The organism is Vibrio sp. 1159 (assembly GCF_033340395.1).
Classification (GTDB): domain Bacteria; phylum Pseudomonadota; class Gammaproteobacteria; order Enterobacterales; family Vibrionaceae; genus Vibrio; species Vibrio alginolyticus.
This window is the reverse complement of sequence record NZ_JAWOWL010000116.1, coordinates 1-1,324: the sequence shown is the minus strand read 5'-3', so window position 1 is coordinate 1,324 and position 1,324 is coordinate 1. Positions and strand designations below refer to the sequence as shown.

Here is a 1,324-nt window from a genome sequence, read left to right as displayed (position 1 = left end):
AATGCCCATGTAGTCCCACATGAACAGGCGAAGTTCGTGCCAGTTGTGTTGAATAATAACTTCTTCATCACTGTTGGTGACTTGGCTTTCATCCCAACATGGAACACGTGAAGGCAGCTCAATGCTGGTGTGATGTTTCAGAATATCTTTTGCAGCAGACCACGCATAAACCACACATTCCAACAGTGAGTTCGATGCCATACGGTTAGCGCCATGCAAGCCGGTGTAGCTCACTTCGCCAATCGCGTATAGATTTTTCAAATCCGTATGACCGTTTTGATCCACCATCACGCCGCCACAGGTATAGTGCGCAGCTGGTACGATTGGAATAGGCTCTTTGGTCATATCAATGCCCAAGTCCATCAAGCGCGAGTAAATGGTCGGGAAGTGCTTGGTGATAAAGTCTGCTGGTTTATGACTGATGTCGAGATACATGCAGTCTGCACCCAAGCGTTTCATTTCGAAGTCGATGGCACGAGCGACAACATCGCGGGGGGCGAGTTCTTTACGCTCATCAAAATCTGGCATAAAGCGAGTGCCGTCTGGGCGACGAAGGTAAGCGCCTTCACCACGAAGGGCCTCGGTCAGCAAGAAGTTGCGAGCTTCAGGGTGGTAAAGGCAAGTTGGGTGGAACTGGTTGAACTCTAAGTTCGCCACTCGACAGCCCGCTCGCCACGCGATAGCAATACCATCACCCGATGAGACATCAGGGTTAGAGGTGTATTGATAAACCTTTGACGCGCCACCTGTCGCTAGAACCACAAATTTGGCGCGCACGGTTTCTACGTGCTCTTCGTTTCGGTTCCAGATATAGGCACCGATGACTTTGTTTTTATCACCACCGATTTTATCTTCAGTGATCAAGTCCAGAGCGTTGTGGCGTTCAAGAACATGAATATTGGGATGGTTGTGGGCGTTGTCCTGCAATGAGGTTTGCATTGCCATACCGGTTGCGTCTGCGGCGTGCAGAATACGGCGGCGGCTGTGGCCACCTTCGCGAGTTAGGTGGTAACGAGGTTCATCGTCAGAATCATCGTCTTCACGGTCAAATGGTACACCGCCGTCAATCAGCCATTGCACACATTCTTTTGAGTGTTCTGCAATGAATCTCACGGTCTCTTCGTCGCAGATACCATCCCCGGCAATTTGGGTATCTTCAACGTGCGACTCAATGGTGTCGGATTCATCGAACACAGCGGCGATACCGCCTTGAGCGTAGTAAGTTGCCCCTTCGCTGCGCGGTCCTTTGCTAAGTACCATTACTTTACAGTGGTTTGCGACACGTAAAGCCAACGACAAGCCCGCAGCGCCACTCCCTACCACT

General features: G+C 50.9%; 1 protein-coding gene. It reads right to left on the bottom strand.

The genetic code is table 11. The annotated features are described in order from the left end of the window. On the bottom strand, positions 1 to 1,323 hold a 1,323-nt coding region (gene nadB / locus R7127_RS26295), incomplete at its 3' end, for an L-aspartate oxidase (RefSeq protein ID WP_318148693.1). Position 1,324: the final 1 nt, after the last annotated feature.